The 25000-nt window shown below is 66.7% G+C and carries 30 protein-coding genes and 1 riboswitch; of the genes, 16 read left to right on the forward strand and 14 right to left on the reverse strand.

Annotated elements, in window-relative coordinates; all coding sequences use genetic code 11:
* Positions 1 to 19 precede the first annotated feature (19 nt).
* The 3 genes from J2W23_RS13915 to J2W23_RS13925 are packed head-to-tail and all read left to right on the forward strand — an operon-like array spanning position 20 to position 2261.
* Complete coding sequence (locus J2W23_RS13915; RefSeq protein WP_176661719.1) at positions 20 to 685, forward strand: lysophospholipid acyltransferase family protein; 666 nt, start codon at positions 20 to 22, stop codon at positions 683 to 685.
* Positions 682 to 1638, forward strand: a complete 957-nt coding sequence (locus J2W23_RS13920) for a phosphatidate cytidylyltransferase (protein WP_307649153.1) — start codon at positions 682 to 684, stop codon at positions 1636 to 1638. The genes J2W23_RS13915 and J2W23_RS13920 overlap by 4 nt, the downstream gene beginning before the upstream one ends.
* Positions 1635 to 2261 carry a YdeI/OmpD-associated family protein gene (locus J2W23_RS13925; protein WP_307649154.1) on the forward strand — a complete coding sequence of 209 codons (627 nt, stop codon included), beginning with the start codon at positions 1635 to 1637 and terminating at the stop codon, positions 2259 to 2261. Before J2W23_RS13920 ends, J2W23_RS13925 begins: the two co-directional genes overlap by 4 nt.
* 7 nt (positions 2262 to 2268) lie before the next feature.
* On the opposite strand, the gene J2W23_RS13930 is transcribed toward J2W23_RS13925, so the two are convergent.
* Together J2W23_RS13930 and ruvA are read right to left on the reverse strand one after the other, a co-directional pair.
* Entirely contained in the window at positions 2269 to 3162 is an 894-nt protein-coding gene (locus J2W23_RS13930) for a hypothetical protein (protein ID WP_307649155.1), read from the reverse strand.
* Positions 3159 to 3731, reverse strand: coding sequence for a Holliday junction branch migration protein RuvA (ruvA, locus tag J2W23_RS13935; RefSeq protein ID WP_013543652.1), 573 nt, complete (start codon positions 3729 to 3731; stop codon positions 3159 to 3161). Before ruvA ends, J2W23_RS13930 begins: the two co-directional genes overlap by 4 nt.
* A gap of 20 nt (positions 3732 to 3751) precedes the next feature.
* On the opposite strand from ruvA, the gene J2W23_RS13940 reads away from it, so the two are divergent.
* Complete coding sequence (locus J2W23_RS13940) at positions 3752 to 4702, forward strand: PhoH family protein (protein WP_176661657.1); 951 nt, start codon at positions 3752 to 3754, stop codon at positions 4700 to 4702.
* Position 4703: 1 nt separating this feature from the next.
* A complete protein-coding gene (ybeY, locus tag J2W23_RS13945; RefSeq protein WP_206175710.1) occupies positions 4704 to 5162 on the forward strand; it encodes an rRNA maturation RNase YbeY in 459 nt (152 codons plus the stop codon).
* Here ybeY and dtd read toward each other — a convergent pair whose 3' ends face one another.
* Both dtd and J2W23_RS13955 read right to left on the reverse strand, forming a co-directional pair.
* The gene (gene dtd, locus J2W23_RS13950) at positions 5163 to 5606 is read right to left on the reverse strand and encodes a D-aminoacyl-tRNA deacylase (protein WP_307649156.1); all 444 of its coding nucleotides are present in this window, start codon (positions 5604 to 5606) and stop codon (positions 5163 to 5165) included. It abuts the gene before it with no gap.
* Positions 5603 to 6529, reverse strand: a complete 927-nt coding sequence (locus J2W23_RS13955; protein ID WP_307649157.1) for a cation diffusion facilitator family transporter — start codon at positions 6527 to 6529, stop codon at positions 5603 to 5605. The genes dtd and J2W23_RS13955 overlap by 4 nt, the downstream gene beginning before the upstream one ends.
* A 152-nt stretch (positions 6530 to 6681) precedes the next feature.
* On the opposite strand from J2W23_RS13955, the gene J2W23_RS13960 reads away from it, so the two are divergent.
* Entirely contained in the window at positions 6682 to 7179 is a 498-nt protein-coding gene (locus J2W23_RS13960) for a FecR family protein (protein WP_307649158.1), read from the forward strand.
* A complete protein-coding gene (locus J2W23_RS13965) occupies positions 7179 to 7799 on the forward strand; it encodes an OmpA family protein (RefSeq protein ID WP_307649159.1) in 621 nt (206 codons plus the stop codon). Before J2W23_RS13960 ends, J2W23_RS13965 begins: the two co-directional genes overlap by 1 nt.
* Positions 7800 to 7864: 65 nt before the next feature.
* On the opposite strand, the gene tyrS is transcribed toward J2W23_RS13965, so the two are convergent.
* On the reverse strand, positions 7865 to 9097 hold the full coding sequence (gene tyrS / locus J2W23_RS13970) for a tyrosine--tRNA ligase (protein ID WP_307649160.1): 1233 nt from the start codon (positions 9095 to 9097) through the stop codon (positions 7865 to 7867).
* A 159-nt stretch (positions 9098 to 9256) separates the two neighbouring features.
* Here tyrS and J2W23_RS13975 point away from each other — a divergent pair, with 159 nt between their 5' ends.
* On the forward strand, positions 9257 to 10606 hold the full coding sequence (locus tag J2W23_RS13975) for a M23 family metallopeptidase (protein ID WP_176661652.1): 1350 nt from the start codon (positions 9257 to 9259) through the stop codon (positions 10604 to 10606).
* Between the two features lie 39 nt (positions 10607 to 10645).
* Positions 10646 to 11770, forward strand: coding sequence for an anhydro-N-acetylmuramic acid kinase (locus J2W23_RS13980; RefSeq protein ID WP_307649161.1), 1125 nt, complete (start codon positions 10646 to 10648; stop codon positions 11768 to 11770).
* 3 nt (positions 11771 to 11773) lie between these two features.
* Here J2W23_RS13980 and mdtD read toward each other — a convergent pair whose 3' ends face one another.
* From mdtD to J2W23_RS14005, 5 genes are all read right to left on the reverse strand, one after another.
* Positions 11774 to 13207 (reverse strand): multidrug transporter subunit MdtD, encoded by a 1434-nt coding sequence (gene mdtD / locus J2W23_RS13985; RefSeq protein ID WP_307649162.1) that lies wholly within the window; start codon positions 13205 to 13207, stop codon positions 11774 to 11776.
* A 93-nt stretch (positions 13208 to 13300) separates the two neighbouring features.
* On the reverse strand, positions 13301 to 13666 hold the full coding sequence (gene erpA, locus J2W23_RS13990) for an iron-sulfur cluster insertion protein ErpA (RefSeq protein ID WP_013543663.1): 366 nt from the start codon (positions 13664 to 13666) through the stop codon (positions 13301 to 13303).
* A 185-nt stretch (positions 13667 to 13851) separates the two neighbouring features.
* Entirely contained in the window at positions 13852 to 14244 is a 393-nt protein-coding gene (gene rpsI, locus J2W23_RS13995; protein WP_007827948.1) for a 30S ribosomal protein S9, read from the reverse strand.
* 12 nt (positions 14245 to 14256) lie between these two features.
* Entirely contained in the window at positions 14257 to 14688 is a 432-nt protein-coding gene (rplM, locus tag J2W23_RS14000; protein WP_007827946.1) for a 50S ribosomal protein L13, read from the reverse strand.
* A gap of 200 nt (positions 14689 to 14888) precedes the next feature.
* Positions 14889 to 15326: a hypothetical protein gene (locus tag J2W23_RS14005; RefSeq protein ID WP_176661649.1), complete on the reverse strand. Its 438-nt coding sequence runs from the start codon at positions 15324 to 15326 to the stop codon at positions 14889 to 14891.
* A 190-nt stretch (positions 15327 to 15516) separates the two neighbouring features.
* Between J2W23_RS14005 and J2W23_RS14010 the strand changes: the two genes are divergently transcribed.
* Positions 15517 to 16467 carry a 23S rRNA (adenine(2030)-N(6))-methyltransferase RlmJ gene (locus J2W23_RS14010; RefSeq protein WP_307649163.1) on the forward strand — a complete coding sequence of 317 codons (951 nt, stop codon included), beginning with the start codon at positions 15517 to 15519 and terminating at the stop codon, positions 16465 to 16467.
* A gap of 13 nt (positions 16468 to 16480) precedes the next feature.
* Here the strand turns inward: J2W23_RS14010 and J2W23_RS14015 are convergent, their stop codons facing one another.
* The 4 genes from J2W23_RS14015 to ahcY all read right to left on the reverse strand — a co-directional run bounded on the left by J2W23_RS14015 (position 16481) and on the right by ahcY (position 20373).
* The gene (locus J2W23_RS14015) at positions 16481 to 17107 is read right to left on the reverse strand and encodes a septal ring lytic transglycosylase RlpA family protein (protein WP_307649164.1); all 627 of its coding nucleotides are present in this window, start codon (positions 17105 to 17107) and stop codon (positions 16481 to 16483) included.
* Between the two features lie 83 nt (positions 17108 to 17190).
* Complete coding sequence (metF, locus tag J2W23_RS14020) at positions 17191 to 18015, reverse strand: methylenetetrahydrofolate reductase [NAD(P)H] (protein ID WP_307649165.1); 825 nt, start codon at positions 18013 to 18015, stop codon at positions 17191 to 17193.
* A gap of 10 nt (positions 18016 to 18025) precedes the next feature.
* Entirely contained in the window at positions 18026 to 18862 is an 837-nt protein-coding gene (locus J2W23_RS14025; protein ID WP_307649166.1) for a TlyA family RNA methyltransferase, read from the reverse strand.
* 71 nt (positions 18863 to 18933) lie between these two features.
* Positions 18934 to 20373 (reverse strand): adenosylhomocysteinase, encoded by a 1440-nt coding sequence (ahcY, locus tag J2W23_RS14030; RefSeq protein ID WP_093246604.1) that lies wholly within the window; start codon positions 20371 to 20373, stop codon positions 18934 to 18936.
* 73 nt (positions 20374 to 20446) lie between these two features.
* Positions 20447 to 20516: riboswitch (S-adenosyl-L-homocysteine riboswitch) on the reverse strand.
* Positions 20517 to 20633: 117 nt separating this feature from the next.
* On the opposite strand from ahcY, the gene J2W23_RS14035 reads away from it, so the two are divergent.
* From J2W23_RS14035 to J2W23_RS14060, 6 genes are all read left to right on the forward strand, one after another.
* A complete protein-coding gene (locus J2W23_RS14035) occupies positions 20634 to 21269 on the forward strand; it encodes a hypothetical protein (RefSeq protein ID WP_176661645.1) in 636 nt (211 codons plus the stop codon).
* 158 nt (positions 21270 to 21427) lie between these two features.
* On the forward strand, positions 21428 to 21928 hold the full coding sequence (phaP, locus tag J2W23_RS14040; protein ID WP_176661644.1) for a TIGR01841 family phasin: 501 nt from the start codon (positions 21428 to 21430) through the stop codon (positions 21926 to 21928).
* A gap of 18 nt (positions 21929 to 21946) precedes the next feature.
* Positions 21947 to 22864, forward strand: a complete 918-nt coding sequence (locus J2W23_RS14045) for an alpha/beta fold hydrolase (RefSeq protein WP_176661643.1) — start codon at positions 21947 to 21949, stop codon at positions 22862 to 22864.
* 33 nt (positions 22865 to 22897) lie between these two features.
* Positions 22898 to 23323, forward strand: a complete 426-nt coding sequence (locus J2W23_RS14050) for a hypothetical protein (RefSeq protein WP_307649167.1) — start codon at positions 22898 to 22900, stop codon at positions 23321 to 23323.
* A complete protein-coding gene (locus tag J2W23_RS14055) occupies positions 23320 to 24393 on the forward strand; it encodes an alpha/beta fold hydrolase (RefSeq protein ID WP_307649168.1) in 1074 nt (357 codons plus the stop codon). The genes J2W23_RS14050 and J2W23_RS14055 overlap by 4 nt, the downstream gene beginning before the upstream one ends.
* On the forward strand, positions 24390 to 24998 hold the full coding sequence (locus J2W23_RS14060; RefSeq protein WP_307649169.1) for a GNAT family N-acetyltransferase: 609 nt from the start codon (positions 24390 to 24392) through the stop codon (positions 24996 to 24998). Before J2W23_RS14055 ends, J2W23_RS14060 begins: the two co-directional genes overlap by 4 nt.
* Positions 24999 to 25000: the final 2 nt, after the last annotated feature.

The following is a 25000-nucleotide window of genomic DNA, read 5'->3' on the forward strand; positions in this document are numbered from 1 at the left end:
GCCCAAGCCCGAAAGCACGGTGCTGCGCCGCGCGCTCGCCGTGGTGGCGGGCAAGCTCATCATCGGCGCGGCGGGCCTGCTGACAGGCGTGCGTGCCATCTGGAGCGGCACCACGCCCAAGGCCGAGCAGACGCTCTATTTCGCCAATCACACGAGCCACGGCGACTTCGTGCTGCTGTGGGCCACATTGCCGCCCGACCTGCGTGCCCTCACCCGGCCGGTGGCGGGGCAGGACTACTGGATGGCCTCGAAGGTGCGCCAGTTCATCGGCGCCGACGTGTTCAACGCACTCATGATCCGCCGCGACGGCTCGGGCCAGGGCGACAACCCGGTCGAGCAGATGAAGGAGGCGCTGGAAGGCGGCGACTCGCTCATCATGTTTCCCGAGGGCACGCGCAACACCGGCGACGAGATCCTGCTGCCGCTCAAGAGCGGCCTCTTCCACCTGGCCCGCGCCTGCCCCAACGTGCGGCTCGTGCCAGTGTGGATCGAGAACCTCAAGCGCGTGCTGCCCAAGGGCACGCTGGTGCCGATTCCGCTGGCCTGCACGGTGCGCTTCGGCGCGCCGATCGTGCTGGCGGAGGGTGAGGATAAAAACACATTCATAGCCCGCGCGCGCGCCGCCATGCTCGACCTGCGCCCCGAATACGACCGCAACGACAAGGCCGAGGGCGCCGCATCATGATGGAACTGTCTCCTTTCGCGTGGACCACGCTCAAGCTCTTCGGCGGCGTCTTCGGCGTGCTGGTGCTGGCCTCGGCCATCGGCGCGCTGCTCAAGTGGCGGGTGGCGCACGGCCAGCCGCATTCGGTGATCGACAACCTCAACTCGCGCGTGAACGCGTGGTGGGTGATGGTCGCGGTGATCGGGCTGGCCTTCGCGTTCGGCAAGGGCGGCGTGATCGTGCTGTTCTACCTGATCTCGTTCTATGCGCTGCGCGAGTTCATCAGCCTCGCGTACACGCGGCGCGGCGACCATGCGGCGATCGCGCTCGCGTTCTTCGTCGCGCTGCCGGGGCAGTACTTCTTGATCTGGATCGAGTGGTACGGGCTCTATTCGATCTTCATCCCGGTCTACGCCTTCCTGATCCTGCCGATCCTCGCGGCCGTGGGCGGCGACACGCAGCGCTTTCTGGAGCGCACCTCCAAGATCCAGTGGGGCCTGATGGTGTGCGTGTTCTGCATCAGCCACGTGCCCGCGCTGCTCACGCTCCAGATTCCGGGCTTCGAGGGCCGCAACCTCCTGTTGATCGCGTTCCTGGTGATCGTGGTGCAGGGCAGCGACGTGCTGCAGTACGTGTGGGGCAAGCTCTTCGGCAAGCGAAAGGTGGCGCCCGAGCTTTCGCCCTCCAAGACCTGGGAAGGCCTGATCGGCGGCGTGGCGAGCGCCACCGCGCTGGGCGCGGCGCTCTACTGGGCGACGCCGTTCAACCCGTGGCAGGCGGCGTTGATGGCTTTCATGATCTGCTTCATGGGCTTCTTCGGCGGCCTCGTGATGTCGGCCATCAAGCGCGACCGCGGTGTGAAGGACTGGGGCTCGATGATCGAAGGCCATGGCGGCATGCTCGACCGGCTGGATTCGGTGATCTTCGCGGCGCCGATCTACTTTCACGCGGTGCGTTACTGGTGGGTGCCGTGAGCACGGCGGCCGCCAAAAAAGTGGTGAAGCCCGCAGCGAAAGCGGAGCGCATCGTCGACGACGCGCCGGTCGAATGCGCCAATGCCGCAGCATTGAAGCGCTGGTACAAAAGCCACCATGCCACCCACGCCGGCGTGTGGCTGCGCATCGCGAAGAAAGCCAGCGGCATCGCCTCCATCGACCACCCCGAGGCGCTGGAGATCGCGCTGTGCTTCGGATGGATCGACGGGCAGCGCAAGGGCGACGGCGAACAGTATTTCCTGCAGCGCTTCACGCCGCGCACCGCGCGCAGCACCTGGTCGAAGATCAACCGCGACAAGGCGTTGAAGCTGATCGAAGAAGAACGCATGCAGCCGGCCGGGCTGGCCGAGGTGGAACGCGCGAAGGCCGACGGGCGCTGGGAAGCCGCCTACGACGCCGCGAGCGTGGCGACCGTGCCGCCCGATCTGCAGGCCGCGCTCGACGCCAACAAGAAAGCCGCGAAATTCTTCGCCACGCTGGACTCGCGCAATCGCTACGCGGTGCTGTTTCGCACACAGGGCGCGAAGAAGCTGGAGACGCGTGCGCGGCGCATCGCGCAGTTCGTGGCGATGCTCGCGAAGGGCGAGAAGATCCATCCCTGAGGCAAGCTCAGTCCTGGACCTCGTCCATCACGCGCGACCGTCCCAGCCAGAAGCCGAGGATCAAGCCCACGGTGCCGGAGCCGATGCCGCCCCAGAGGCTCAGGAAATTGAAGACGTTGTAGTGGCCCGGCTGCTGCGCCAGCTCGCTTGCCAGCTCCGGCTCGACCAGCCCGCCCAGGCTTCGCGCGGCCGCGAAATCGAAGGCCGCATCGCCCAGGAAGCCCACCGCCAGCAGCATCGGCAGCACGGTCAGGAACGGAAACCATGCGCCGCGCACCTTGCGCCACTCCAGCAGGTAGGCGGCCACCAGCAGCACCGCCCCCGCGCCGATGAGGCCGAGCACGATGGGGCGGCGGGCCAGCGGCAACAGCCAGGGCCAGGCCCACTGCAGCGGCAAGAGAGGCCACTCCGCCTGAGGCGCGAGACCGCCCGGCCGCGCGAAGGCCTGCCAGCCCAGCGCGAGCGTGGCACGGCCCACCAGCGCAGACACACAGGCCACGGCCGCAACGCCCAGGCAACCGATGCGCTGCCATGAAGAGCGAGGCTCGGGGAAGACATGCGGCGGCATGATGGTCTGCGTGTAGCTGCCGCGGCTCCAGCGCTTCGTCACCACGACGGTCTGTGGCGGGGGTGGTGTCAGTTCGCCGCGGACCAGCCAGTCGGTCGCGAGGATCGCCAGCGCAAACGCCATCGCCGCGGTGAGCCACGCGCAGGCGCCCGGCATGTCGATGAAGCCGGCCGGCGTCATCATCGGCAGGTTCCCGTAGACGATGCCCGCGCATCCGTAGACCAGCAGAATCGGCACGCAGCCGATCAGGGCCGCGCGCATGAGCAGCGAGTCGCTGTGGACCGACTCGTGGCGCAGCGCCTCGACGCGCGACCATGCGCCTCGCAGGCTCACTTGGCCAGGGCCTTCAGTGCCAGCTTGATGCCTTCGCTCACCGTCGCATCCTTCGGCAGCGCCTTGAGCGCGAGCGCCGCTTCCTTGTCGCTGTAGCCCAGCGCAATCAGTGCCTGCAGGATGTCGGCCTGCGCATCAGAGGCCGCGTGCGTGGGCAGGCCGATGTCGGCGCCCAGCTTGCCCTTGAGTTCGAGCAGCAACCGCTCGGCGGTCTTCTTGCCGATGCCCGGGATCTTCACGAGCCGGCCGAGCTCCTGCGTGGTGATCGCCTGCGACAGCTCGCCCACGCTCATGCCCGAGAGCAGGCCCAGCGCGGTGCGCGGGCCCACGCCGGTGATCTTGATGAGCTGACGGAAAGCTGCGCGCTCCTCGGCGGTGCCGAAACCGTAGAGAATCTGCGCGTCCTCGCGCACCACGAAGTGCGTGAGCAGCGAAACGCGCTCTCCGGTGCCGGGCAGGTTGTAGAACGTGCTCATCGGCACATCGACCTCGTAGCCGACGCCGTTGCAGTCCACCACCACTTGCGGTGGGTTGCGCTCGGCAAGTACGCCGGTGAGTTTGCCTATCATGGGTGCCCTTTTTCCTTGAAATGTCCGGCGTGATTCTGCGACACACCTTTACCCCACCGAACAACTCGCGCCTCGGACACCTGTGCGGACCGCTCGATGCCCATCTGCGTCGCATCGAGGAAGCGCTGGGCGTGAAGATCGCGCACCGCCACGAACAGTTCAAGGTCGACGGCCCCAAGGCCCCGGCGCAACGCGCGATGGACGTGCTGCAGGCGCTGTACGAAATCGCCCAGCGCCCGATCGACCCCGCCGTGGTGCAGCTCACGCTGGCCGGCGACGGCTCGATGAGCGACGAGGACGCGGCCATGCTGGTCACCCGCCGCGCCGACCTGCGCGCGCGCACGCCGACGCAGGCGCTGTACCTGGACAACATCGCCAAGCACGACATCACCTTCGGCATCGGCCCGGCAGGCACCGGCAAGACCTACCTCGCGGTGGCCTGCGCGGTCGATGCGCTGGAACGCGCGGCGGTGCAGCGCATCGTGCTCACGCGGCCGGCCGTGGAAGCGGGCGAGCGGCTCGGCTTTCTGCCGGGCGACCTGACGCAGAAGGTCGATCCCTACCTGCGGCCGCTGTACGACGCGCTCTACGACCTCATGGGCTACGAGAAGGTGCAGAAGGCCTTCGAGCGCAACGCGCTGGAGATCGCGCCGCTGGCCTTCATGCGCGGGCGTACGCTGAACAACGCGTTCGTGATCCTGGACGAAGCGCAGAACACCACGGTCGAGCAGATGAAGATGTTCCTCACGCGCATCGGCTTCGGCGCGAAGGCGGTGGTGACAGGCGACGTGAGCCAGATCGATCTGCCCAAGCAGCAACTGAGCGGACTGATCGACGCCGAGCGCGTGCTCAGGCGCGTGAGCGGCATCGCGATCACGCACTTCACGAGTGCCGACGTGGTGCGGCATCCGCTGGTGGCGAAGATCGTCGATGCCTACGACGGACAACGCAAGCGCAGCGGCGCGCACTGAGATGGCGCTGCCGGCACTTTCTCTCTCGCTGCAGTTCGGGCGCTTCAAGGGCGTCGAGCGGCACCGCGCCGCGCTGCCGCGCCACAGCGTCGCACGCTGCATCCGCCATGCGCTGGACATCGACGGCGAGATCACGGTGCGCATCGTCGATGCCGACGAAGGCCAGCGTCTGAACCGCGAGTTCCGCGGCAAGGACTACGCGACCAACGTCCTGACCTTCGACTATGCGCAGAGCCCGGTCGCGATGGCCGACCTGGTGCTGTGCGCCCCGGTGGTCGCGCGCGAGGCGAAGGAGCAGCGCAAGACGCTGGCCGCGCACTACGCGCACCTGCTGGTGCACGGCACGCTGCACGCACAGGGCTGGGACCACGAGACCAGCGAAGCCGACGCCGACGAGATGGAGGCGTACGAGATCCAGATCCTCGCGGAGCTGGGCATCCGCAATCCCTACGGCAAGTAGTTACGCGGACATCTGCAGCGGGATCGTGACCGGCCCGTCGTTGACCAGGTGCACCTGCATGTCGGCGCCGAACTCGCCGGTGGCCACCACCGGATGCGCAGCGCGCGCCTGCGCCACGAAATACCCGTAGAGCCGGCGGCCTTCGTCGGGCGGCGCCGCGAGCGTGAAGCTCGGGCGGTTGCCGCCGCTCACGTCGGCCGCCAGCGTGAACTGGCTCACGACGAGCAGTCCGCCGCCGATGTCCTGCACGCTGCGGTTCATCTTGCCGGCCTCGTCCGAGAAGATGCGCAGCTTGAGGATCTTGGCGAGCATGCGGTCGGCGAGCGCATCGACGTCGCCGCGTTCCGCGCACAAGAGGACGAGCAGGCCGGCATCGATGGCGCCGACGGTCTGACCGGCAATGTCGACGCGGGCATTCGCGACGCGCTGGAGGATGGCTTTCACGGTTTTTGTTCTTCCGCGATCTGGGTGATCTGAGTGGCGCGCGCTTCCATGGTCAGCGGCAGCAGCTGGATGGTGACGCGCAGGCCGGGCACGGCGTCCATCAGGGCCTGCTCGAGTTCGTCACGAAGGCTGGCGGCGCTCTGCAAGGTCCAGTCGCCGGGCACGTGCATGTGCAGGTCGGCAAAGCGACGCTGGCCGGCGCCGCGCGTCACCATGTCGTCGAAACGCAGCCGGCCGCCGTCGGGCTGGCGGGCTGCGAAGGCGTCGAGCGTGGCGCGCACGATGGCGAGCGTTTCGGCGTCCAGCGCTTCGTCCATCAGGCCCTGCGAGGAGCGCCACACCAGCTTCACGCCCTCGCGCACGATGTTGAGCGCCACGCCGATGGCCAGGAGCGGGTCGAGCCACAACCAGCCGCTGAAGTGCACGCCGACGATGCCGACGACCACGGCGGCGGAGGTCCACACGTCGGTCATCAGGTGGCGGCCGTCGGCCTCCAGCGCGATGGAGCGGTGGGTGCGCGCCGCGCGGAACAGCATCACCGCCAGCGCCGCATTGAGGCCCGAGCTGAACACCGACAGCGCCAGGCCCCAGCCCAGTTGCTCGAGCGGCTGCGGCGACAGCAGCCGCTGCACCGACACCCAGAGGATCGCCGCCGCGGCGCCGACGATCAGGATGCCTTCGAAACCGGAGGAAAAGTACTCGGCCTTGTGGTGGCCATAGGGATGGTCGTCGTCGGCCGGCCGCTCGGCGATGGTCACCATTGCCAAGGCGAACATGGCGCTGGCAAGATTGACGAACGACTCCATCGCATCGGAGATCAGACCCATCGAATTCGTCATGTAGCCCGCCAGCCCCTTGAGCACGATGGTGGCCAGGGCAACTACCACGGAGACGCGAAGCAGTGTTTTGGGAGTGAGCGTCATGGACAACCGGGACGATGAATCGACAAAAGACGACGCAAAAAACGGCAAAAGGCCGCAAGATAGCGCTGAATTATCGACGCAGTGTCTATATGTAACGCCTTCGGCTTAATATTTTGACTATTGCGAAACATTCTTCGCAGAGAGTCGGGACGATGAAAAACTTTTTGAACATTCTGGGCGGCCTCGCCCTGCTGGGCGCCACCGCGATCGCCCAAGCCCAAGCACCTCAGCAGCAGCCGGCTACGCCGGCCGCCGCGGTTGCCGACCTCCAGGCCGGTTTCGTGAAATCGGTGCGCGGCAATGTGCAGCTGCTCGGTGCCGCTGGCACCACCCGCACCGCTGCCGCCGGCGATGCCCTGGGGGCCGTCGACCGCATCGTGACCGGCCCCGACTCCTCGGCCGCCGTGGTGCTGCGGGACGACACGACGCTGGTGGTCGGTCCTTCCTCGCGCCTGGACCTGAAGGAATTCCACTTCGATTCCACCACCCGCGACGGCGGCCTGCTGGTCTCGCTGCTGCGCGGCTCGATGCGCATGATCACGGGCCTGATCGGCAAGACCAACCCCGATGCGGTACGGGTCGAGACGCAGACCGCCACCATCGGCATTCGCGGCACCGACTTCATCGTTCAAGCCGACGGAAAGCCCTGATGACAATGCGCATGTCGCCCCGCCCACTCCTTCTTCTTGCCACTGCACTGATCACCGCATTGCTAGCCGCCTGCTCGACACCGGGCACGCGGGTGGTGCTGCTGCCGCAGGCCGACGGCAAGCCGTCCGCCGTCGTGGTGCGCGCCAAGGACGGGGAAGAAGTCCTTTCCAAGCCCTACCAGCGTGCAACCGCCGCGGTGGGCGCCAGCGGCGCGCCGGTGGTCGACCAGGCCGATCCGGCCAAGATCCAGGCAGAGAACAAGCCGCTCTTCGACATGCGCCCGCCTCCGCCGCAGCGCTATACCGTGTTCTTCGAAGTCGGCGGCACCACGCTGACGCCGGCTTCGCAGCAGATCATGACCGAGGCACTGGCCGCGGCGCTGGCACGCAGCGGCGGCGACATCGTGGTGACGGGCCATACCGACACCAAGGGCAGCGGCGAATCGAACGACCAGCTGTCGCGCCGCCGGGCGCAGGAAGTGGTTCAGCTGTTCGTCGAGCGGCAGTTCCCGGCCAACCGCGTCGAGGCCGTCGGCCGCGGCGAGCGCGACCTGGCCGTGCCGACCGCCGACGAGGTGGACGAGCCGCGCAACCGGCGGGTCACCATCGAAGTCCGGTGATCGATCAATCGGGTGATTGATCAGACAGGAAAGCAAAAAGGCCCTGAGGGGCCTTTTCTTTTGGGTCAGCTCAGGGTCACGCGGGCAAACTTGCGCTTGCCGACCTGTACCACGTAGCTGCCTGCGGGCAGCTTCAGCGCCTTGTCGCTGACGACGACCGAATCGACGCGCACGCCGCCACCCTCGATGAGGCGGTTGCCTTCCGAGGTCGACGGCGCCAGATTCGCCTGCTTGAGCAACTGGGCAATGCCCAGCGGCGCGCCGCCGAGCGACACCTCGGGAATCTCGTCCGGCACGCCGCCCTTGCTGCGGTTGATGAAGTCCTGCTCCGCCGTTTCGGCCGCCGCTGCGCTGTGGAAGCGGGCGGTGATTTCCTTGGCCAGCGCGACCTTCGCGTCCTTCGGGTTGCGGCCACCCGCAATCTCGGCCTTCAGCGCCTCGATCTGCTCCAGCGACTGGAAGCTCAAGAGCGTGTACCAACGCCACATCAGGTCATCGGAAATCGACAGCACCTTGGCGAACATGGTGTTGGCGTCTTCGCTGATGCCGATGTAGTTGTTCTTGCTCTTGGACATCTTCTCGACGCCATCGAGCCCTTCCAGCAACGGCATAGTGAGGATGCACTGCGGTTCTTGGCCGTATTCCTGCTGGAGATGGCGCCCGACGAGCAGGTTGAACTTCTGGTCGGTGCCACCCAATTCGAGATCGCTCTTGAGCGCCACCGAGTCGTAGCCCTGCATCAGCGGGTAGAGGAGTTCGTGGACCGATATCGACTGGCCGGCCTTGAACCGCTTGTTGAAGTCGTCCCGCTCCATCATCCGGGCGACCGTGTACTTGGCGGCCAGCTGGATCATTCCGCGGGCGCCCAGCGGGTCGCTCCACTCGGAGTTGTAGCGAATCTCGGTCTTCTCGGGGTCCAGCACCAGGCTGGCTTGCTTGTAATAAGTCTGGGCGTTGGCCTCGATCTGCTCCCGGGTGAGCGGCGGACGGGTGCTGTTGCGGCCGGACGGATCGCCGATGGTCGTGGTGAAGTCGCCGATCAAAAAGATCACCCGGTGCCCCAGGTCCTGGAGCTGGCGCATCTTGTTGAGCACCACCGTGTGGCCGATGTGGATGTCCGGGGCGGTCGGGTCGAGCCCGAGCTTGATGCGAAGGGGGGTTCCGGTGGCTTCGGAGCGCTGCAGCTTGCGCACCCACTCGTCCTGCGGCAGCAGCTCGTCAGCGCCGCGGAGGGATATTTCGAGCGCACGTCCTACACTATTTGAGAGGGCCACGGATGTAACAGATTCGGCGTTCATGGGCTTTTTTAGCTGACTTTTTGGGTGCCGAAGCTATACTCAGCCCGACTTTTCAAGCGCCGAATTCTAAGCGGCGCTTTTTCCGCACCGTCTCCTGCCGCCCTGAACGTACTGGGCCTTGCAGCACGGATTTGCAGAACCTGAGCTGGAATTCATAGTTTGATCAACGGCATTCTTGCCGCCGAGGAGCTTCTCGCTTCTCGCGTGGCCTATACGTTCCGGACCTACCCCAAGCAGATCACGGCGATCATCGCCGCGGCCATGCTGAGCGCCGGCACCCTCGCGGTGGCCTCGCTGGGTCCTGACGCTTCCGACCTTCCGGTCCACCAGATCCTCGAAGCCACTGCCGCGCCGCAGTCTTTCGCGGACCAGAGCGCGTCGCTCGAAGGCTTCAGCTTCACGCTGTTCCGCACCGACACCACCCGCGCCAGCGACACGGCCGAAGCCCTCCTCCGGCGCCTGGGCATTTCGGACCCCGCCGCCACCGCCTTCGTGCGCAGCAGCGGCGAAGCTCGCGCAGCGCTGTTCGCGCGCGTCGGCCGCACCGTCACCGCCGAGGCCACCCAGGAAAACCAGCTCAAGAAGCTCAGCGCCCGCTGGATTCCCGATGGCGACGGCGGCTTCAAGCGCTTCGTGATCGAGCGCACGCCGGTCGGCTTCGTCGCCCTCACCGAGCGTGACACGCTGACGCCGGGCACCCGCCTGGCGAGCGGCACCATCCGCACTTCGCTGTTCGCCGCCACCGACGACGCGCGCATTCCCGACGCGGTGGCAAGCCAGCTGGCCGACATCTTTGCGGGCGACGTCGACGTGCGCGCGCTCCGCAAGGGCGACCGTTTCGCCGTGGTCTACGAGACCTTCGAGGCCGACGGCCAGGCGCTGCGCAGCGGCCGCGTGCTTTCGGCCGAGTTCGAGAACAACGGCAGGATCCACCAGGCCGTCTGGTTCCAGCCCCCGGGCGCGAACCAGAAGGGCAGCTACTACCGTCCGAACGGCGACAGCCTGCGCAAGGCCTACCTGGCAACGCCGGTCGAGTTCTCGCGCGTGTCCAGCGGCTTCGCGATGCGCATGCATCCGATCCTGAACAGCTGGCGCCAGCACAACGGCATCGACTACGCAGCCCCGACCGGCACCTCGGTGCGCACGGTCGGCGACGGCACGGTTGACTTCGCGGGCACGCAAAGCGGCTACGGCAACATCGTCATCATCAACCACCGCAACAACCAGCAGACGGCGTATGCGCACCTGAGCCGCATCGACGTCAAGGCCGGCCAGAGCGTGAGCCAGGGCCAGGCGATCGGCGCCGTGGGCTCCACCGGCTGGGCGACCGGCCCGCACCTGCACTTCGAATTCCGCGTGGGCGGTGTTTACCAGGACCCGGCCACCATCGCGCAAGAAGGCGGCGCCCCGATCACCGCGGCCCTGCGCCCGGCGTTCGAGCGAATCGCCGTCGGCGCTCGCACCGAACTGGCAGCCGCCTTCTCCGTCATCCAGGCCAGCGCAGACTGATCAGGCTCGCGGCGGCCTTCTCCAGACACCGATCCCGAGATGGCCGCCGAACTTTTCATCGGCCTGATGTCGGGCACCTCGCTCGACGGCGTCGATGGCGTGCTTGCCGACTTTTCCGATGGCCGGATCGCGGTGAAGGCCTACGCCACCGCGGAGTTTCCCGTGACCTTGCGCGCGGAACTCCTGGCACTCAACACCCCCGGCGATAACGAACTGCACCGCGCAGCCCTGGCCGGCAACGGGCTCGCGCAAGCCTATGCGGGGGTGGTGCAGCAGTTGCTTGCGGACAGCGGCATCGCCGCCGGAGCGATCGCCGCCATCGGCGCGCACGGCCAGACGGTGCGCCACCGGCCGCTCGAATTCGACGACGTCGGCTACACCCTGCAGATCAACAACCCCTCGCTGCTGGCCGAACTGACCGGCATCGACGTGGTCGGCGACTTTCGCAGCCGCGATCTCGCCGCCGGCGGCCAGGGCGCACCGCTGGTGCCGGCGTTTCACCGCGCCCTGTTCGCGCACGCCGACGAGACCGTCGCGGTGCTGAACATCGGCGGTATTTCCAACCTGAGCCTGCTTCCGGCCACCAATGCCCTCGACGGCGCCATCGTGCTGGGCTTCGACTGCGGCCCCGGCAATGCGCTGATGGATCACTGGTGCCAAACCTATCAGGGCCAGCCCTTCGATCGTGGCGGCCAGTGGGCGGCCAGTGGCCAGGTGCTGCCCCAACTGCTCGCGCAGTTGCGGGCCGACCCGTATTTCGCCAAGGCGCCGCCGAAAAGCACGGGGCGCGACCTGTTCAATCCGACCTGGCTGGCTTCGCAGCTCGGCACCACGGCCATGGCACCCGCCGACGTGCAGGCCACGCTGACCGAACTGACGGCCAGTACCTGCGCCGCCGACCTTCTTCGCTACGGAAAAGATAGCAAACTGCTGATCGTGTGCGGCGGTGGCGCACTGAATGACCATCTGCTCGGGCGCCTGCGCGCGCTGCTTCCTGGTGTGAAGGTGGTGGCATCGACCGACCAGGGCCTTCCGCCGCAGCAGGTTGAAGCCGCGGCTTTTGCCTGGCTCGCGCGCTGCACGGTGCGGCGCGAGGCAGGCAATCTGGCCAGCGTGACCGGGGCGCGCGGCGCGCGGGTTCTCGGCGCGATCTACCCGGCCTGAGTTTCAACCCTGGCCGGAAACCTCCGGCTGCGCAGGTTGTGCCGCACGCACTTCTGCCGGCAGATGCCAGAAGATGAGTGCAGATGCCACCGTGATCAACCCCATGCTCGCGAAAGTGGCCTGGAACGCACTGAGCGTGTGGGCCGCCGTCTCTGTGCCGAAGATCCCGTTGTAGCCCGCCAGCACCGCACCGGCTGCCGCCACGCCCAAGCTCATCGCCAGCATTTGCACCATCGACAGCAGGCTGTTGCCGCTGCTGGCCATGCTGCCGTCCAGGTCCTTGAGGGTGATCGTGTTCATCGCGGTGAACTGCAGGGAATTGACCGCGCCGAAAGCCAGCAGTTGCAGCACATGCAACGCCACGGGCTGGCCGGGCGCCGTCAGGCCGAAGCTGGCCATCGTGCAGCCCACCAGCACCGTGTTGACGAGCAGCACCTTGCGGTAGCCATGGCGGGTGATCAGGGGCGTGGCGAAGCGCTTCATGGCCATGCCTGCCAGGGCGATCGGCAGCATCATCAAGCCGGCCCTTACAGGCGAATAGCCCATCGACACCTGCAGCAGCAGCGGCACGAGAAAAGGCATGCAGCTGCTGCCCAGGCGCGAGAACAGGTTGCCGATCAGCCCGATGCTGAGCGTTGGCACACCGAACAACGATGGCGCGAACAGCGGCTCGGGCGTGCGCGCGGCACGCAGCCAGTAGGCCACCACGCTCGCGAAGCCAAAGATCAGCACGACCATCACACCACCCTGGCGCAGGCCGAGTTCGGACACGCCATCGAGCGCCAGCGAAATCGCCACCATGCCGAAGGCCAGCATCGCGTAGCCCACGCTGTCGAAGCGCTTCTGGATGGCACCGCGCAGGTCCGGCATGTACCTGAGCGTGGCGATGCAGCCCGCCAGCCCCACCGGCACGTTGATCAGGAAAATCCAGTGCCAGGAGGCGTACTGCACCAGCCATCCGCCCAGCGTGGGGCCCAGCAGAGGCCCGATGAGCCCCGGGATCGCGACGAAGCTCATTGCCTGGAGGAATTCGCCGCGCGGCACCGTGCGCAGCAGCGCCAGACGCCCCACGGGCAGCAGCAAGGCGCCGCCCAGGCCCTGCACCACCCGCGCCGCCACGAGCTGTCCCAGCCCCTGCGACAGAGCGCAAAGCACCGAACCGCCGGCGAACAGCACGATCGCCGAGAAAAAGATGCGCCGCGTGCCGAAGCGGTCGGCGATCCAGCCCGAGGCGGGGATCAGCATCGCCATCGTGAGCGCATAGGCCACCACCACCGACTGCATGCGCAGCGGGCTCACGTTCAGGCTCGCGGCCATGGCCGGCAACGCGGTGTTGATGATGGTGGCGTCCAGCGTCTGCATGAAGAAGCCGACGGCTACGAGCCAGAGCAGGCTCTTGCGGGCGGGGTCGACGGGGGTGGCGGCTTCAGACGTCATGGGAGAAGAAAAAGGGAAGCGAAAAACGACGGCCAGCAAAAAGCCGCCCGGAGGCGGCTTTCTTGGAGGGGCCTTGTCAGCGGCATCCAGGCATCAGGCCGAGAAGCTCGATCCGCAGCCGCAGGTGCTGGTGGCGTTCGGGTTCTTGATCACGAACTGGGCACCCTGGAGATCTTCCTTGTAGTCGATCTCGGCACCGACCAGGTACTGGTAGCTCATGGCATCGATCAGCAGCGACACACCGTTCTTGGTCATGGTGGTGTCGTCTTCGTTGGTGATCTCGTCGAAGGTGAAACCGTACTGGAAGCCGGAGCAACCGCCGCCCTGCACGAATACGCGCAGCTTCAGCTCGGGATTGCCTTCTTCGGCGATCAGGTCGGCCACCTTGGCTGCCGCGCTGTCGGTGAAGACGATCGGCTCGGGCATCTGGGTCTGGATGTTTTCGGCTACGGCGCTCATGAGGGGTAACTCCTTGGGGGTGGCCGGACATGCGGCCAAGGGAACGAATGCTACTGCAACACCGCATTCTCGGCAGGATGCCTGCGGCGTGCACCCATCGCAAGTGGGGTCGAAAACCACACCCGCCAAGATGCACCCAATGAAAAAGCCGCCCGAAGGCGGCTTCTGGTTCGCAATGAACAGGATCAGCGCTTGCTGAACTGCTTGCGACGACGGGCGGAGTGCAGACCGACCTTCTTACGTTCGACTTCACGTGCATCGCGCGTCACAAAGCCGGCTTGGCTCAGGACGGGCTTGAGCGTCGCGTCGTAGTCGATCAGCGCACGGGTGATGCCGTGGCGCGTGGCGCCGGCTTGACCCGATTCGCCGCCACCGTTCACGTTGACCATCACGTCGAAAGCTTCGAGGTTGTTGGTCAGCGCCAGGGGCTGCTTGGCAATCATGATCGAGGTTTCGCGGCCGAAGAACTCTTGGATGTCCTTGCCGTTGACCGTGATCTTGCCGGTGCCTTTTTTCAGAAACACACGGGCGACGCTGGATTTGCGACGGCCGGTGCCATTGTTCCATTCACCAATCATTCTCAAGGCTCCTTACAGTTCCAGCACTTTGGGCTGTTGGGCGGTATGCGGGTGCTCTGCACCACCGTACACCTTGAGTTTCTTGATCATCGCGTAACCAAGCGGGCCCTTGGGCAGCATGCCCTTGACAGCCTTTTCCAGGGCGCGGCCCGGGTGCTTGTTCTGCATGTCGCGGAAGTTCGTCGCCGTGATACCGCCGGGATAGCCCGAGTGACGGTAGTACACCTTGTCGATCGACTTGGCGCCGGTGACGCGCAGTTGCGCGGCGTTGATGATGACGATGAAGTCACCGGTATCGACGTGAGGCGTGTAAATGGCCTTGTGTTTGCCGCGCAAACGGAGAGCAACTTCGCTGGCTACTCGTCCGAGGACCTTGTCGGTCGCGTCAATCACAAACCACTCGTGCGTCACGTCAGCGGGCTTGGCGCTGAACGTTTTGGTCATGAGTTTTTCTCTTGAAAAGAGGGTTTGGCGAGCCCTTTTCCACGGTCGGCGTTCCTCTGACGGGAATCTCTTAGGTGGGGTTTCATTCGCCCCGAAAAACGGATTGAATGCCTTCGCCGCGGGGCCACAAAAACGCTGCGAAGCCCGCGATTATATGAAGAATTGGCCGACCTGGCCAATTTAGCCCCGGCAGGGGCCCTTCAGCGCACTGGCGCCGTCACAGGCCCGGTCAGCACCGCGGCCTTTGTGGCCGGGACATCGAGCTTGCGCACCAGCGTGCCGGTGTCCAGGCTTTCATCGCGGTGCCCGCTGCGGTCGTAGAGGCGCTCTTCCCCGATGACCATCTGGATCCAGGTCGGATAGGTGTAGGCCGTGCCGGCGCTGTCGTCGACCGCCGCGCCGATCACGCCACCGGCTATGACGAAATTGCCCAGGAAACCGATGTTGGGCCGCGAGATCGCCTGCCCCGTGGCCACGCCCTGCCCGTCGACGGTGCACTGGATCACCAGGTCGGCCCGCGAGCGGCGCACGCCGATGACCCGGCCGGACCGCATCCTCACCTTGGCCTTGTCGTTGACGGCCCTGCATCTCGCATCGGGAATGATCTCCCCGGTCTGCGACAGGACGTCGACGCGCATTGGCTGATCGAGCCCCTGGCTGACGGCAGCGCAGCCGCCCAGGACCGACAAAATTCCCATCGTGGCCGCGAGGCCCCAAAATCTCCAGTTCGACGGACTCATCCTGTTTCCCTCTAGTTTTGTAATTTGATGTTACCGCGGCTTCATTGAAGAGGCTGTTGCGCATCTGCCACCTATCCCGGAATCCCTCATGTTCAGTTACCGCCACGCCTTCCATGCCGGCAACCACGCCGACGTGCTCAAGCACACGGTGCTGATTGCCACGCTCGACCACCTGCTTGAAAAGGAAGCCGCCCTCACGGTCGTCGACACCCACGCCGGCGCGGGCCTCTACCGGCTCGATGGCGACTACGCCGACACCAGCGGCGAAGCGGCCGACGGCATCCTGCGCCTGCTTGCCCCTCCCAAGGAGCCCGCCACCGCCGTGCCCACCGCAAAGTCGGCGGCCAAGAAAGTGCCGACGGACGCCGAGGCACCGCTGGCGGACGCGATCGCGCGCTACCTCGAGGTCATCCACGACTTCAACCCCAAGGGCGGCGCCCGCGTCTACCCCGGCTCGCCGTTCATCGTACAGCACCTGCTGCGCGACCACGACAAGCTCAAGCTGTTCGAGCTGCACCCGACCGACGCCCGCACGCTCGACGCCAACATCGCCCAGCTCGAGGCCGGCCGCCAGATCGCCGTGCTGCGTGAAGACGGCTTCGGCAGCGCGACCAAGTTCCTGCCGCCGCCGTCCCGCCGCGCGCTGGTGCTGATGGACCCGAGCTACGAAATCAAGAGCGACTACGCCCGGGTGCTCGACTTCGCGGCCGAGGCGCTCAAGCGCTTCGCCACCGGCACGTATGCGGTCTGGTATCCGATCATTCCGCGGCCCGAGGCGCACGACCTGCCACGCCGGCTCAAGACCATGGCGACCAAGGCCGGCAAGCCGTGGCTGCATGCCACGCTGACGGTCAAGTCGAGCAAGTTGACGGCCACACCGACCGGCGAGACCAAGCGGCCCGGGCTGCCGGCCAGCGGCATGTTCCTGATCAATCCGCCCTACACCCTGAAGCCGCTGCTCGCGGCAGCCTTGCCGCAGCTGGCCGAGAAGCTGGCGCAGGACCGGAACGCGACCTTTTCGCTCGACAGCGGCGGCTGACCGCCCTTTCCTTTCAGCGGCGACGGCGCTGCGGCACAGCCGCCTTGCGGCGCGCCGGCACCGTGGCCTTGGCGCGATCGGCCCCAGGCGCCACGGGTGCGGCCGCATCGCCCGGCTCCACATCGACACCGCCGCAGCGCATGCCCGTGGGGCCGACGACCGACAGCGCCACCTGCTTGATTCCAAGCCCGATCAGGCCGATGCGCTCCGCAGCGGCGCGGCTCAGGTCGATCACGCGGCCTTGCGCATAGGGCCCGCGATCATTGATGCGCACCATCACCTCGCTGCCGTTGACCAGGCTGCGCACGCAGACGCGCGTTCCGAACGGCAGGGTCTTGTGGGCGGCCGTCAGGGCCGACATGTCGAAGCGTTCGCCGCTCGCCGTCTTGCGCTGGTGGAACTGGATGCCGTACCAGGACGCCCCGCCGCGCTCGAAGATCTCGCGCGGGCCGCCGTCGCCGGGCACGCCGTCGTCAGGCGTGAGTTCGCCAGTGCCGGACACCGCGAGGTCGTAGCGCACCGAAGGCACATCCGACCGCGCCGAGGCGCCCGGCGGAACCGCCAGCCCCTTCGAAAGCGGCCGCAAGCGCGAGGCCGCGGTCGCCCCCGGATCGGCCCCCCCTTCGGTAGCGGGTGGCATGGCGCAACCCGCCAGCACGCAGGTGGCCGCGACGAGCACGAGGCGAAGCCCAGTGCGCAGCGGCGAACCTGCGGCACGCCCTCTCAATCGAGGCGCTCCAGCACAGCCAGCGTCGCCGCCGACTGGTTCATCGTGTAGAAGTGGATCGCGGGTGCGCCGCCGTCACGCAGGCGCGCGCAGAGGTCGGTCACCACGTCCAGGCCGAAGGCCTTGATCGAGGCCGTGTCGTCGCCAAAGCCCTGCAGGCGCAGGCGGATCCAGCGCGGAATCTCGGCGCCGCAGGCATCCGAGAAACGCATGAGCTGCGTCGAACTCGTGATGGGCATGATGCCCGGCACGATCGGCGTGTCGATGCCGAGCTTGCGCACGTCGTCGACGAAGCGGAAGTAGGCCTCGGGGCTGAAGAAATACTGCGTGATGGCCGAATCGGCACCCGCCTTCACCTTGGCGGCGAAGGCCTGCAGGTCGGCCTCGGGCGAGCGGGCCTGCGGGTGCACTTCGGGATAGCAGGCCACCTCGATGTGGAAGTCGCTGCCCGTTTCCTCGCGGATGAAGGCCACAAGGTCGCTCGCATACTGGAACTCGCCGCCGATGCCGTAGCCGCTCGGCAGGTCGCCGCGCAACGCCACCAGGCGCTTGACGCCCATCGCTTTCAGTTCGGCCAGTTGCTCCCGCACCGTGGCGCGCGTGGCGCCGATGCAAGAGAAGTGGCTGGCGGCATCGACGCCTTCGTTCAGGATCTCCTGCACCGCACCGAAGGTGCCCTGGTGCGTGGAGCCGCCCGCGCCGTAAGTGACCGAGCAGAACTGGGGCTTGCGCACATACAGCTGCTGGCGCACCGCGCGCAGCTTGACCGCGCCTTCGGGCGTCTTGGTCGGGAAGAATTCGAAACTCAGCGGAAGGCGCACCTGCGTCTCCTTAGGAACCGGTCGCGCCGGATGCGCGCACGGCGTGAATGAAAAACTCGCGGTTGCCGTCGCCACCGGCGATCGGGCTGTCGAACCACCGCAGCACGCGAAGGTCGAGCGCCGCGCAGGCATCGTGCAGGCGCTTCTCGACGATCTCGTACATCGCCGCGTCGCGCACGATGCCACCCTTGCCGACCTGGCCGGGTTGCAGCTCGAACTGCGGCTTGACCAGCATCAGGAGCTGGCCGTCGTCGGCCAGGAACTGCACCACGGCCGGCAGCACCAGCGTGAGCGAGATGAATGACAGGTCACCGACGATGAGGTCGAAGCGCGGCTCGGCCAGGGCTTCGAGCGCCTCGCCGACCTCCGCGGCATCTTCCGCCTCGGAGGCCTCGTCATGGCCCACCTGCAGATCGGCGGCCGTCAACGCCCGCGCATTGACGCCTTCGATGGCGACCACGCGCTCGTCCTCGCGCAACTTCGCATGCAGTTGCCCGTGGCCGACATCGACGCCCACGACCTTCGTCGCGCCGCGTTGCAGCAGGCAATCGGTGAAGCCGCCGGTCGACTGGCCCACATCGAGGCACAGCTTGCCGGCGGGATCGACACCGCTGACAGCCAGAGCACCTTCGAGCTTGAGCCCGCCGCGCGAGACGTAGCGCGCCTCGGCCGCATCGTCGAGCGCGAGCTCGGCGGATTCGGGCACCTCGTCCTTGTTCTTGACGACCGAGCGCCATGCGTCGCTCGTGCCCGCATCGCGCCAGCGCATGCCGCCGGCAATGAGCCGCACGGCCTGCGAACGCGACGCGGCGAGGCCGCGTTCCACCAGCAGTTGGTCAGCGCGCATGAGCGAAGCGCCGGACCGACCCAAGCAAGCTCGCACCGCAGTGCGAGGCACGAAGGTTTTTCATCATTCGCTCAGTAGCGGTACGTGTCCGGCTTGTAGGGGCCGTTCTTGCTCACGCCGATGTAAGCAGCTTGCGCATCGGTCAGCTCGGTCAGCATCGCGCCGACCTTCTTCAGGTGCAGGCGCGCGACCTTTTCGTCCAGGTGCTTGGGCAGCACGTAGACCTTGCCGGCTTGATAAGCATCGGGCTTGGTGAAGAGCTCGATCTGGGCGATGGTCTGGTTCGCGAACGACGACGACATCACGAAGCTCGGGTGGCCCGTGCCGCAGCCCAGGTTCACCAGGCGGCCCTTGGCCAAGAGGATGATCTTCTTGCCGTCCGGGAAGGTGATGTGGTCGACCTGCGGCTTGATTTCTTCCCACTCGTACTTCTCGATCGACGCGACATCGATCTCGTTGTCGAAGTGGCCGATGTTGCAGACGATGGCCTGGTCCTTCATCTTGGCCATCGTGTCGTGCGTGATGACGTCCTTGTTGCCGGTGGTCGTCACGAAGATGTCGGCCTTGTCGGCGGCGTATTCCATCGTCACGACCTTGTAGCCTTCCATCGCGGCCTGCAGGGCGTTGATGGGGTCGATTTCAGTGACCCACACTTGCGCCGACAGTGCGCGCAGCGCCTGGGCCGAGCCCTTGCCCACGTCGCCGTAGCCGGCCACGCAGGCCACCTTGCCGGCGATCATCACGTCGGTCGCGCGCTTGATGCCGTCCACCAGCGATTCGCGGCAGCCGTACAGGTTGTCGAACTTGCTCTTGGTGACCGAGTCGTTCACGTTGATGGCGCGGAACAGCAGCGTGCCCTTGGCGCTCATCTCGTTCAGGCGGTGCACGCCGGTGGTCGTCTCTTCGGTCACGCCGATGATTTCAGCGGACTTGCGGGTGTACCAGGTGCTGTCGACAGCCAGCTTGGCCTTGATCGCGGCGTAGAGGATGCGTTCTTCCTCGCTGGTCGGGTTGGCCAGCACGCTCTGGTCCTTCTCGGCGCGTTGGCCCAGGTGCATCAGGAGCGTCGCGTCGCCGCCGTCGTCCAGGATCATGTTCGGGCCTTCGCCCTTCGAGCCCTTGGGGCCGAAGTCGAAGATGCTGTGGGTGTAGCCCCAGTAGTCTTCGAGCGACTCGCCCTTGATCGCGAACACCGGCGTGCCCGAAGCGGCGATGGCCGCAGCGGCGTGGTCCTGCGTCGAGAAGATGTTGCACGAGGCCCAGCGCACGGTGGCGCCCAGGGCTTGCAGTGTCTCGATCAGCACGGCCGTTTGAATGGTCATGTGCAGCGAACCGGTGATGCGCGCGCCCTTGAGCGGCTGCGCCTTCGAGAATTCTTCGCGGATGGCCATCAGGCCGGGCATCTCGGTTTCCGCAATGCGGATTTCCTTGCGGCCCCAGGCGGCGAGGGACAGGTCGGCAATCGCCTGGTCGGCGGTCGAAACGGGGGTGGGCTTGAGAACGGCGCTCATGAGAACTCCAAAACTGGTTTGAAAGATGCCACTGCGTACGGGGTCTGACGGAAAAAGGACTCACCGCGAGAACAGCGGGTGAGCGTGGTTGCGATGTGGTCCGAGCCTCACGCCTTGATGGCGCTGCAACGCTCCTCGGAACGGCGGATTGTAGACGGGGTGCCGGCCCTAGCCAACCGCTCGGGTATCCCGCATGACGGGAAGCGCGTTTCGTTTTCGAGGCGTACATTGATCCGCACTCCAACACCAAGACCCCTCCCATGCTCTACAGAATCCCATCGACCCTGCTGGCAGCGACCGCACTTCTCGCCGCCGCTGCCGCACCGATCGCCGCCTCGGCGCAGGCAGCCTCCGAACAAGTCCGCATCCGCGGCACCATCGTCCGCGTCGACGCGAAGACACTCGTCGTGCAGGACCGCGGCGGCGAGGTCGTCAGCCTTGCGCGGCCGGCCGACATGCAGCTGTCGGAGGTCTACCGCATCAAGCTCGCCGACATCAAGAAAGGCAGCTTCATCGGCACCGCCGCCATGCCGCAGGCCGACGGCACGCAGAAGGCGCTCGAAGTCGTGGTGTTCCCCGAGGCCGCGCGCGGCACCGGCGAAGGCCATCGCCCGTGGGACCTGCTGCCGCAGAGCACCATGACCAACGCCACCGTGGCCGACCTGGCCGCGGCGCCGAAGTCGGTGCACGGCGGGCAGCAACTGCGCCTGACCTACAAGGGCGGCGAGAAGACGGTCATCGTGCCGCCCGACGTGCCGGTCGTGACCTTCCGCGCCGGAACCGAGGCGCTGCTGGTGCCCGGCGCCAAGGTGCTGGTCAATGCGCAGGAAAAGAACGGCACGCCGACGGCGCTGCGCGTGACGGCCGGGCGCAACGGCTTCGCGCCGCCGATGTAAGGCGAAGGCAAGTCACCCAAGGGAAATCCCGCAGGCAAATTTGTCGCTGCGGGGACCGCGGGCGCGCCGGTGCGGCGTATCGTGGCGAGGGACTTTTGCCGTCCGGCCGGTCCTTGTTTGCCACTCACCCGTTCACCCGACACAGGAGATACCGCACCATGGCCACTGCCAAGAAAGCCGCAGCCAAGAAGACCACAGCCAGCAGTAGCAGCAGCACCAAGGCGGCGGGCCCCAGCGCCGCCGACATGCTCAACCCGCTGAAGAATCTCAAGGGCATGACCGATCGCCTGCAGGAACTCAACTTGACCGGCGGCGCGGGCAAGCTGCTCGAAAGCGGCCGCAAGGACCTGCAGGCGCTGATGCAGGCCAACGAAAAGTCCTACCAGGGCCTGCAGACGGTGGTGCAGCGGCAGACCGAGATGATCAAGAGCGCCATCACCGAATGGCAGGCGGCCGCCAAGGAAATGCCCGGCAAGGACGCCAAGGCCAACCTCGCCAAGCTCGACGAGCTCGGCCGCCAGTCGTTCCAGCGCGCCATCGACGACATCAAGGAACTCGCCAACCTCGCGGCCAAGTCGCAGGCCGATGCCTTCGACGTCGTGCGCCAGCGCATCCAGTCCAACGTGGACGAAGTGACCAAGATGCTGCAGCGCAAGTAGGCGCAAGGCGCTCGCGCGATGACCGCCGTCCCACCTCCCATCGAGCGGCGCAGGCTCGTCAACGGCGTTGAAATCGCGTGGGACAGCTTCGGCGACCCCGACGCGTCGCCGCTCGTGCTCATCATGGGCCTCGGCGCCCAGATGGTCGCCTGGGACGACGCGTTCTGCGCCCGTCTCGCCGAGGCGGGCCGCCATCGCGTGATCCGCTTCGACAACCGCGACATCGGCCATTCGACGCACCTGACGCACCTGGGCGTTCCCGACATCCAGGCGCTGATGCTGCAGGCCATGGCGGGCAAGCCGCTCGCGGTGCCCTACACGCTGCGCGACATGGCCAACGACTGCATCGGCCTGCTCGATGCGCTCGGCATCGAGCGCGCACACATCGTCGGCGCCTCGATGGGCGGCGCCATCGGGCAGGAGATGGCCATCCATCATCCGGAGCGCATGCGCTCGTTCACCAGCATCATGTCGACGACCGGCAACCCGGCATTGCCGCCGCCCACGCCCGAGGCGATGGCGGTGCTGTTCTCGCCGACGCCGCTCTCCTTCGACGCCTACCTGCCGCATTACAAGAAGGTCTGGCGCGTGCTGCGCGGCCCCGGCTTTCCGCTCGACGAAGCGCGCGATGCCGAACGTGCGCAGCTCATCTTCCTGCGCGGGCTCAACCCGGGCGGCGTGGCGCGCCAGCTGGCGGCGATCTTCGCGTCCGGCAACCGCAAGCCCGCGCTGCGCGACGTGCAGGTGCCAACGCTGGTGATCCATGGCGACGCCGATCCGCTGGTGCCGGTCGAGTGCGGCGTCGATGTGGCCGACGCCATTGCGGGCGCGAAGCTGCTGCGCATTCCGCGCATGGGCCATGCGCTGCCGATCCCGATGTGGCCGCAGATCATCGACGCCATCGCCGCGCACACCGGGCAGCTTCGCGACCATTGATTGAACGACCGATAGACGACGGGGCCTCTGTCCATGAACAAGTTCTCCTCTCTCGACCCGATGGCCATGTGGCGCGAACTCACGGCCCAATGGGAAAAGAGCACCAATGAATTCGCCAACGAGACCATGGCCTCGGACCCGTTCCGCCAGGGCATGCACGGCGGCATGAACGCCTCGCTCACCGCGCAGAAGGCACTGGGCGACCTGATGGCGCGCTACCTCACGATGCTGAACCTGCCCACGCGCGCGGACATCCAGGCACTGGGCGAGCAATTGCAGAGCATCGACGACCACCTGGCGAATATCAGCCGCGCCATGGAAAACGGACGCGGCCCGGCGGCATCTGCAACCGCCCCTGCGCCACCCCAGCCGCGCCGCACCAGGAAGCCCCCACAGGCCGAGGCAGCCGCCCCGGCTCCGGCCGCCCCGAAGCGCACCGCCGGAAAGCGCGCACGATGAGCGCCACCGCGGACGCGTTCGCCCTGCCCGACATCGGCGCGGAGATCGAACGCGCGATCCAGCGCAACCTCAAGGGCCTGGACTTCCTGACATCGGCCGCGCCGGCCATGGGGCAAACGGGCCGGGACGAGATCCACCGCCGCGGCACGTTGAGCCTGTACCACTACCGCCCGCTGGTCGACGAGATCTACCGCGTGCCGTTGCTGATCGTGATGGCGACCACGAACCGCGGCTACATCCTGGACCTCGCGCCGGGCCAGAGCATGGTCGAGCACCTGCTGCTGAAGGGCTACGACGTCTACATGATGGATTGGAACGCGCCGCGCCCGCAGGAAAAGCAGTTGCGCATCGAGGACTACGTGCTCGACTTCATCCCCGATTCGCTGCGGCGCGTGCAGGCGCGCTCCGGCGAGGAAGACGTCACGCTCGTCGGCTACTGCATGGGCGGTGTGCTTTCCACGCTCTATGCGGCGCTGCATCCCGACGGTCCGATCAAGAACCTCGCGCTCTTCACCACGCCCGTCGACTTCAGCCGCATGAAGCTTTTCCATGCGTGGTCGGACCGGCGTTATTTCGACGTCGACCGGCTCATCGACACGGTGGGCAACGTGCCGCCCGAGATGCTGTTCGCGTCGTTCGACATGCTGCGCCCCGCGGGACGCAGTGCCGGCGTGGTGCAGCTCTGGGACAACATGGCGAATGACGAATTCGTCAAGTCGTACCGCATGTTCGACCGCTGGGGCGCCGAGATGCTGCCGCTGGCCGGAGAGTACTTCCGCCAGACCGTCAAAGAGCTGATGTGGGACAACAAGCTCTTGAAGAACGAGTTGGTGCTCGGCGGCCACAAGGTGCTGCTGAAGAACATCAAGGTGCCGGTGCTGCACGCGCTCGCGCAGCACGACCACATCGTTCCTTACGAGGCTGGCCAGCCGCTCGTCGCCAACATCGGCTCGGCCGACAAGGAGGAAGTGGTGCTCAAAGGCGGCCACGTCAGCCTGGCCGCGGGCGCCAACGCGGTGCGCCGGCTGTGGCCCAAACTCGACGACTGGCTTGGAGTGCGATCGACATGACCATCACTGCTGTCTCCGACTCTTTTTCGCGGACCTATCCGCGCACCGTGACGAGCAGCGAGGGCAACATCGTCCTGCGCCTGATGAATGCAGACGACGCGGCCGCCGTGCTGGCTTTCGCGCAGGGCCTGCCCGCGCACGACCTGCTCTTCCTGCCGCGCGACATCACCGAGCCCAAGGTGATGAATGCCTGGGTCCGCGCCATCGAGCGCGGCGATATCGACAGCGTGCTCGCGGTGCGCGGCACCGCGGTGCTGGGCTGCGCGGCGGTGATCCGCGATCCGCATTCGTGGTCCAGCCACGTGGCCGAACTGCGGCTTCTGGCCGCGCCAGAACTGCGCGGCAGCGGCCTCGGCCACCGGCTCGCGCGGGAGGCCTGCGCCCTGGCCATCGAACGCGGCGCCGAAAAGCTCGTCGCGCGCATGACCGTCGACCAGCGCAGCGCCATCGCCGTCTTCCAGGCGCTGGGCTTCCGGCCCGAGGCGCTGCTCAGCAAGCACGTGAAAGACCGGCAGGGCGTGACGCACGACCTGGTGGTACTGAGCCACGACGTGGCGCAGTTCGAGGCACAGATGCGGGCGTATGGGATGACGGAGGCTTTTTAGGC

Origin of the sequence: Variovorax boronicumulans (assembly GCF_030812215.1) — a bacterium.
Taxonomy (GTDB): domain Bacteria; phylum Pseudomonadota; class Gammaproteobacteria; order Burkholderiales; family Burkholderiaceae_C; genus Variovorax; species Variovorax boronicumulans_C.